Annotated in this window: 7 protein-coding genes; 5 read left to right on the forward strand and 2 right to left on the reverse strand. The window is 62.6% G+C overall.

Annotated features, from left to right (window positions below; all coding sequences use genetic code 11):
- Positions 1-210 precede the first annotated feature (210 nt).
- Complete coding sequence (locus QMX97_RS31215) at positions 211-645, reverse strand: MarR family transcriptional regulator (RefSeq protein ID WP_065903407.1); 435 nt, start codon at positions 643-645, stop codon at positions 211-213.
- Between the two features lie 81 nt (positions 646-726).
- Here QMX97_RS31215 and QMX97_RS31220 point away from each other — a divergent pair, with 81 nt between their 5' ends.
- Both QMX97_RS31220 and QMX97_RS31225 read left to right on the forward strand, forming a co-directional pair.
- A complete protein-coding gene (locus QMX97_RS31220; protein ID WP_282398195.1) occupies positions 727-1893 on the forward strand; it encodes a PLP-dependent aminotransferase family protein in 1167 nt (388 codons plus the stop codon).
- Between the two features lie 10 nt (positions 1894-1903).
- On the forward strand, positions 1904-2506 hold the full coding sequence (locus QMX97_RS31225) for a glutathione S-transferase family protein (RefSeq protein WP_106803062.1): 603 nt from the start codon (positions 1904-1906) through the stop codon (positions 2504-2506).
- Positions 2507-2543: 37 nt separating this feature from the next.
- On the opposite strand, the gene QMX97_RS31230 is transcribed toward QMX97_RS31225, so the two are convergent.
- Positions 2544-3431 (reverse strand): LysR family transcriptional regulator, encoded by an 888-nt coding sequence (locus QMX97_RS31230; protein WP_065903398.1) that lies wholly within the window; start codon positions 3429-3431, stop codon positions 2544-2546.
- Between the two features lie 130 nt (positions 3432-3561).
- Between QMX97_RS31230 and QMX97_RS31235 the strand changes: the two genes are divergently transcribed.
- From QMX97_RS31235 to QMX97_RS31245, 3 genes are read left to right on the forward strand one after another with little or no spacing between them, the layout of a single operon-like run.
- A complete protein-coding gene (locus tag QMX97_RS31235; protein ID WP_262132059.1) occupies positions 3562-4854 on the forward strand; it encodes a citrate:proton symporter in 1293 nt (430 codons plus the stop codon).
- A gap of 1 nt (position 4855) precedes the next feature.
- Positions 4856-6181, forward strand: a complete 1326-nt coding sequence (locus QMX97_RS31240) for an acyclic terpene utilization AtuA family protein (protein WP_282398196.1) — start codon at positions 4856-4858, stop codon at positions 6179-6181.
- Complete coding sequence (locus QMX97_RS31245; RefSeq protein ID WP_282398197.1) at positions 6178-6492, forward strand: hypothetical protein; 315 nt, start codon at positions 6178-6180, stop codon at positions 6490-6492. Before QMX97_RS31240 ends, QMX97_RS31245 begins: the two co-directional genes overlap by 4 nt.
- The last annotated feature ends 66 nt before the right edge of the window (positions 6493-6558 follow it).

The raw sequence follows: 6558 nt of genomic DNA on the forward strand, positions 1-6558 counted from the left end.
GCGTTGGGGTGCGCAGCAGCCCCAAAACCTGCTGGCAGGTTCTGTCTGTAAGAATGCAGTGACTGAATTGGGGCTGCTTCGCACCCCAACGCGGGGCAAGCCCGCTCGCCACAAGTCAGTGCCACAGCCACAGATCCAGTTGTTGCCACAACCACCTATCCAGTGGTTGCCACAAGTCCAGCCACAGCCACAAGCACATCTGCAAAGCAATCAAGGCTGCCCGGCAAGGGCCTGATTCACCGCCAACCAGCCCGCCACGGCTTCCTCCCCGGCTTCACTGAACGCGCGTTGCAACAGCTTCACCTGCTCACGCCGCAGTGATTGCTCGAACCGCATACCTTCCTCCGTCAGTTCCAGCAGGCGTTTGCGCTTGTCGGTCTGCGCCGCAACGCTGTTGACCAGGTGCATTTCCTGCAATTGGCGCAACGGCATGTTCAGCGCCTGCTTGCTCACGCCGAGCAGTTCCAGCAACTCCTTCACGCTCAAGGCCGGGTACCGCGCGATAAAAAATACGATGCGCTGGTGCACCCGGCTCAGGCCGCGGCGTTCGAGCATTTCATCGGCTTTGGCAGTGAACGCCTGGTAGCCGAAGAAGAACGCTTGCATCGCCTCTTGCTGGCTGCCCTGGTTTTTAAGGTCAAGCATGTTGACGTATCCATTCAAGCTGTCGTAATTTCGGTCAACCAGTTTGACGTATTTCCCACAGGCTTTGCTACCGGTGACCTTATGGCCTTCTCTGAACGTGTTACGCGCCTCAAAAGCTCCTTGATCCGTGAAATCCTCGCGGCAGCCCAGCGCCCGCAAGTGATGTCGTTCGCCGGTGGCCTGCCGGCGGAGGCCATGTTGCCGGCCTTGCAGTGGGAGGGCATGCCGCTGAACATCGGCCAATACGGCATGAGCGAGGGCGAGCCGCAATTGCGCGAGTTGCTGGCGGCCGAGGCGCGCGCCCTGGGGGTGCCGTGCCAGGCGAGCCAGGTACTGGTGGTCAGCGGCTCGCAGCAAACCCTCGACCTGGCGGCGAAGTTGTATATCGACAAGGGCACGAAAATCCTGTTGGAAGGCCCGACCTACCTGGCCGCGTTGCAGATCTTCCAACTGTTCGGCGCCGATTGCCTCACGGTGCAGCTGGAAGCAGACGGCCCCGACCTGGCCAGCTTGCGCGCCAACCTTGAGCGCCATCGCCCGGCGTTCATCTACCTGATCCCGACGTTCCAGAACCCGTCCGCCGTGCGCTACAGCGAGGCCAAGCGCGAGGCTGTCGCCGTGTTGCTCGATGAATTCGGCGTCACCCTGATCGAAGACGAACCCTATCGCGAGCTGACCTTCGACGGTGGCAGCGCCAAGCCCATCGTCGGCCGCCTGAACAAAGCCAGCTGGATCTACACCGGCACGGTTTCCAAAACCTTGCTGCCGGGACTGCGCGTCGGTTACCTGATCGCCAGCCCGGACCTGTTCCCGCACTTGCTCAAGCTCAAGCAGTCGGCGGACCTGCACACCAACCGCGTCGGCCAGTGGCAAGCGATGCAGTGGATCGGCACGCAGAAATACCAGCAACACCTGGTGCAATTGCGCAGCTTTTACCGCGAGCGCCGCGATGCCTTCCAGGCGGCATTGCTGCGTCACTTCGGCGAATTGGCCGACTGGCAAGTGCCCCAGGGTGGATTATTCTTCTGGCTGACCTTGAAACAGCCGCTCGACACCCGCACCTTGTTGGCTCCTGCGCTCGATCAGGACGTCGCGTTCATGCCCGGTGAACCGTTCTTTTCCGAGCCGGACCAGCACCTGGGCTCACTGCGACTCAATTTCAGCCATATCGACCCGTCCCGTCTGGACGAAGGTCTCAAGCGCCTGGCCGCAATGGTCCGTCAAGCACAGCACGCGCAAGCGGCATAAGGGGAGCCCCATGTACAAGGTTTATGGCGATTACAAGTCGGGCAACTGCTACAAGGTCAAATTGATGCTCAACCTGCTGGGCATCCCGTACCAATGGGTGGATGTGGACATCCTCAGGGGTGATACGCAGACCGCCGAATTCCTGGCAAAGAACCCCAACGGCAAGATCCCGGTGCTGGAGCTCGAAGACGGCACCTGCCTGTGGGAATCCAACGCGATCCTGAATTTCCTCGCCGACGGCAGCGAATTCCTGCCCACCGAGCCGCGCCTGCGCACGCAGGTGTTGCAGTGGCAGTTCTTCGAACAGTACAGCCACGAGCCGTACATTGCGGTGGCGCGGTTTATCCAGTTTTACCTGGGGTTGCCGCAGGAGCGCCTCGAGGAATACAAGAAGCTGCACAAGGGCGGTTACAAAGCCCTCAAGGTCATGGAACGCCAGCTGCAACTGACGCCGTACCTGGTGGGCGACCAGTTCTCCATCGCGGATGTGGCCTTGTATGCCTATACCCACGTGGCCCGGGAAGGTGGTTTTGACCTGGATGCGTACCCGGGCGTGCAGGCGTGGTTGGCGCGTGTGGCCAGCCACCCCAAGCACGTCGCGATGCTCGACTGAACGCCCTCAATCTGTAGGCGCCCGGCAAGCCGGGCTCCTACAAGGAGGGCATCTGGGCCTTGAGCAGGTCAAAACAGCGCTGCGCCGCTGGGCTCAGGCTCATGCCGCTGCGGCTGATCAGTCCGATCTCCCGGTTTACGCCGGGATGATCGATGTTGATGCGCTTCAAGCCTGCCAAACTGTCCGCCGCCGACTCCGGCAGCACACTGATGCCCAGCCCCTGGCGCACCAAGGCAAGGACCGTGGACATATAGTTGGCCTCCATGCCTGCGTTCATCGTCAGCTGCGTCTCATCAAACAACGCATCCACTTGCTCCCGCACGCTGCTGTCACGCCCGGTGAGGATGATCGGCTGGTCCGCCAGTTGCTCCAGGGTCAGCTGGCGATGGCGAGTGAGGGGATGGTCCAGCGGCACGAAGGCGCACAGTCGATCATTGAGCACCGGCACAAACGCCAGGCCGTGACTGAGCCGTGCGCGTACACCAATGCCGAAATCGACCTCGCCTGCACGTACCTGGGCATGAATGCGATGGGCCACCAGGTCGTGCAGGCGCACTTCGATGCCGCCAAAGCGTTCGCGAAACAGCCGTAGGGCCGGTGGCAGGGTGCCGGCGCAGACCGAGGGCAGGGCGGCGATGGTGACGACGCCGCGACGCAAGGCGGCCAGGTCGCGGGAACCGGTGACAATGTTGTCCAGGTCCAGCAGCAGTTTTTCCATAGGGCCGCGCGCGTCCTGGCCGGCGGCCGTGATGCTCACATGGCGCGGGCTGCGGTCGAGCAGGGCAACGCCCAGCCAATCCTCCAGTTGCTGGACTTGCACGGTCAGCGCCGAAGGTGACAGGTGCAGTTCGTTGGCCGCCTTGGTGAAACTCCCGGTACGGGCCACCGCGAGGAACGCCTGGATATGCTGGATCGAATTTTTCATTGTTGTTTTTCTCGAGCGTTTTGTTTTTACGAACATGACTTGCTGAACATTCCAATTTACAAAGGGTAACGTGATTCCAATACTCGGGGGAAAACAATAACCGGCCGCAAAGGCCGCTCTGGAGTAACCCATGCTCGCTACCCTGGGTGTCATCACCATCCTGTGCCTGCTCGCTGCCGTCATGAGCAAACGCCTCTCGCCGCTGGTGGCCCTGATCGCCTTGCCGATCATCGCCGCGTTGCTCGGTGGGTTCGGCCTGCAAACCAGCGCCTTCATCATTACCGGTATCAAGAACGTCGCCCCCGTAGTGGGCATGTTTGTGTTCGCGATCCTGTTTTTCGGGATCATGACCGATGCCGGCATGCTCGACCCCATCATTGATCGCATCCTGCGCACGGTAGGGACGCGTCCTACAAGGATTGTCGTCGGTACCGCGACCCTGGCCCTGTTGGTGCACCTCGACGGTTCCGGCGCGGTGACCTTCCTGGTGACAGTGCCGGCGATGCTGCCGCTGTATACGCGGCTGGGCATTGATAAACGTATCCTTGCCTGTGTCTGCGCGATGGCCGCCGGGGTCAACTTCCTGCCGTGGACCGGCCCGGTGCTGCGCTCCTCGGCGGCACTGCATGTGCCGGTGGCGGATCTGTTCCAGCCGCTGATCCCGGTGCAGATCGTCGGCCTGGTCTTCGTCTTCGCCTGTGCCTGGTGGCTCGGCCGCCGCGAGGAAAAACGCCTGGGCCTGGGCGCCGGTTCCAGCGTGGATGCCGTGCCGCAACGGGTGCTCAGCGACGCCGACATCCAGCTGCGCCGGCCTCGGCTGTTCTGGGTCAACCTGGTGCTGACTGTGTTGGTGATGGTGGTGATGATCGCCGGCTGGGTCGACCCGGTGGTGATGTTCATGCTCGGCACCGTGGTGGCCCTGTGCATCAACTACCCGAATGTGGACGCCCAGCGCGCCCGCATCGATGCCCATGCGAAAACCGCGCTGACCATGGCCAGTATCCTGCTCGCCGCCGGGGTGTTCACCGGCATCATGCAAGGCACCGGCATGCTCAAGGCGATCGCCGAAGTGGCGGTGGCGCAGATTCCGGCCGGCCACGGCAAGTTGATCCCGGCGGTGGTGGGCTTTATCTCCATGCCGTTGAGCATGCTGTTCGACCCCGATTCGTATTATTTCGGCGTGATGCCGGTGATCGCCGAAGTCGGCAAGGCCCTCGGTGTCGACCCGTTGCAGGTGGCCCAGGCCTCGCTGCTGGGCGTGCACACCACCGGTTTCCCGGTCAGCCCGCTGACCCCCGCAACCTTCCTGTTGGTGGGCCTGTGCAAGATCGAATTGGCCGATCACCAGCGCTTCACCATCCCTTTTCTGTTTGCCGCGTCGGTGTTGATGACCCTGACCGCGTTGCTCCTGGGAGTGATTTGAGATGAAAACCTTGCGCATCGGTTCCGGTGCCGGATATTCCGGCGACCGTATCGAACCCGCCGTGGAACTGGCTGAACAGGGCCATCTGGATTACCTGGTCTTCGAATGCCTGGCCGAACGCACGATTGCCCTGGCGCAACAGGCGCGGATCACGGATCCCGACGGCGGCTATGACCCGCTGCTCAGTGAGCGCATGCGCCGTGTGTTGCCGTTTGTGGGGGAGGGCGCCGGGCGTCGCCGCCTGCGGGTAATCACCAACATGGGCGCGGCCAACCCGGTGTCGGCGGCGATTGAAGTGCGGCGCATCGCCAGCGAGCTGGGCCTGCGCCTCAAGGTGGTCGCGGTGGTGGGCGACGATGTCTTGGCTGCGTTGCAGCCCGAGCAAGTGCTGGATAACGGCCAGACCGTCGGTTCACTCGGCGAACGGCTGATTTCCGCCAATGCCTACCTGGGCGTGGAGGGCATCCTTGAAGCCCTGCGCGCCGACGCCGATGTGGTAATTACCGGACGTGTCGCCGACCCCTCGCTGTTCCTCGCGCCGCAGATGTTCGAGTTCGGCTGGGCCGCGGATGACTGGCAGCGCTTGGGTCGCGGCACTTTAGTTGGACATTTGCTCGAATGCGCCGGGCAAGTCAGTGGCGGCTATTTTGCCGACCCGGGCTTCAAGGATGTGGATGACCTGGCGCGCCTGGGATTCCCCTTGGCCGAGATCGATGCCGAGGGCGAAGCGCTGATCACCAAGGTTGCAGGCTCAGGTGGACGGGTCAGCCGTGCGACCTGCACCGAGCAACTGATTTATGAAGTGCATGATCCCGCGGCGTATTTGACGCCTGATGTGACCGCTGATTTTTCCCAGGTGGGTTTTGTCGAGGAAGCGGTTGATCGTGTGCGCGCCCAGGGCGCCGCGGGTCGCGCGCGACCTGAACAGTTGAAGGTCAGCGTGGGTTATCTGGATGGCTGGATCGGCGAAGGGCAGATGTCCTACGGCGGCCCCGGCGCCGTCGCACGGGCTCAATTGGCGCGGGATGTCGTACTCAAGCGTCTGGCGTTAACCGGCGTGAAGATGCAGGACGTGCGCGCCGAGCTGATCGGCATGGACTCGCTCCACGGCCCGCGCAGCAGTGTCGAGCCTTGGGAAGTGCGCTTGCGCGTCGCGGCTCGATGCGAGGAGCGTGGCGAAGCGGTACGGATCGGCAATGAAGTGGAAACCCTCTACACCAACGGCCCGTCCGGCGGCGGCGGTGCCAGTAAAAGCGTGCGCCAGGTGGTGGCGGTGGCGTCATTGCTGCTGCCGCGAGGCGCGGTCAACCCGAGGATCGAAGCATGAAACTGCACACGCTGGCCCACTCCCGGACCGGGGACAAGGGCGACACCTCGAACATCTCGATCATTGCCTATCGCGCCGAGGATTACCCGTTGCTGTGTGAGCAGCTCACGGCCGAACGCGTGGCCGAGTTCTTTGCCGGCCTGCTGGAACCGGGTGCTGCGCCGGTGCGGCGTTATGAATTGCCCACTGTCCAGGCGCTGAACTTCGTCTTGCCGGGGATCCTGCGCGGTGGCGTGACCCGCTCCCTGGCGCTGGATGCCCATGGCAAATGCCTGGGCTCGGCGCTGCTGAATGTTGACTTGGTAATCTGAACTCAATGTGGGAGCGGGCTTGCTCGCGAATGCGCTGTGTCAGTCGATAGATTGATTGACTGATCC

The sequence above is a fragment of the Pseudomonas sp. PS01298 genome (assembly GCF_029959745.1).
GTDB classification, from domain to species: Bacteria; Pseudomonadota; Gammaproteobacteria; order Pseudomonadales; family Pseudomonadaceae; genus Aquipseudomonas; species Aquipseudomonas aylmerensis.

Excerpts from the sequence above, each read along its gene's own strand:
- QMX97_RS31215 (WP_065903407.1), bottom strand. The coding sequence starts at position 645 with ATGCTTGACCTTAAAAACCAGGGCAGCCAGCAAGAGGCGATGCAAGCG.
- QMX97_RS31220 (WP_282398195.1), top strand. The coding sequence starts at position 727 with ATGGCCTTCTCTGAACGTGTTACGCGCCTCAAAAGCTCCTTGATCCGT.
- QMX97_RS31225 (WP_106803062.1), top strand. The coding sequence starts at position 1,904 with ATGTACAAGGTTTATGGCGATTACAAGTCGGGCAACTGCTACAAGGTC.
- QMX97_RS31230 (WP_065903398.1), bottom strand. The coding sequence starts at position 3,431 with ATGAAAAATTCGATCCAGCATATCCAGGCGTTCCTCGCGGTGGCCCGT.
- QMX97_RS31235 (WP_262132059.1), top strand. The coding sequence starts at position 3,562 with ATGCTCGCTACCCTGGGTGTCATCACCATCCTGTGCCTGCTCGCTGCC.
- QMX97_RS31240 (WP_282398196.1), top strand. The coding sequence starts at position 4,856 with ATGAAAACCTTGCGCATCGGTTCCGGTGCCGGATATTCCGGCGACCGT.
- QMX97_RS31245 (WP_282398197.1), top strand. The coding sequence starts at position 6,178 with ATGAAACTGCACACGCTGGCCCACTCCCGGACCGGGGACAAGGGCGAC.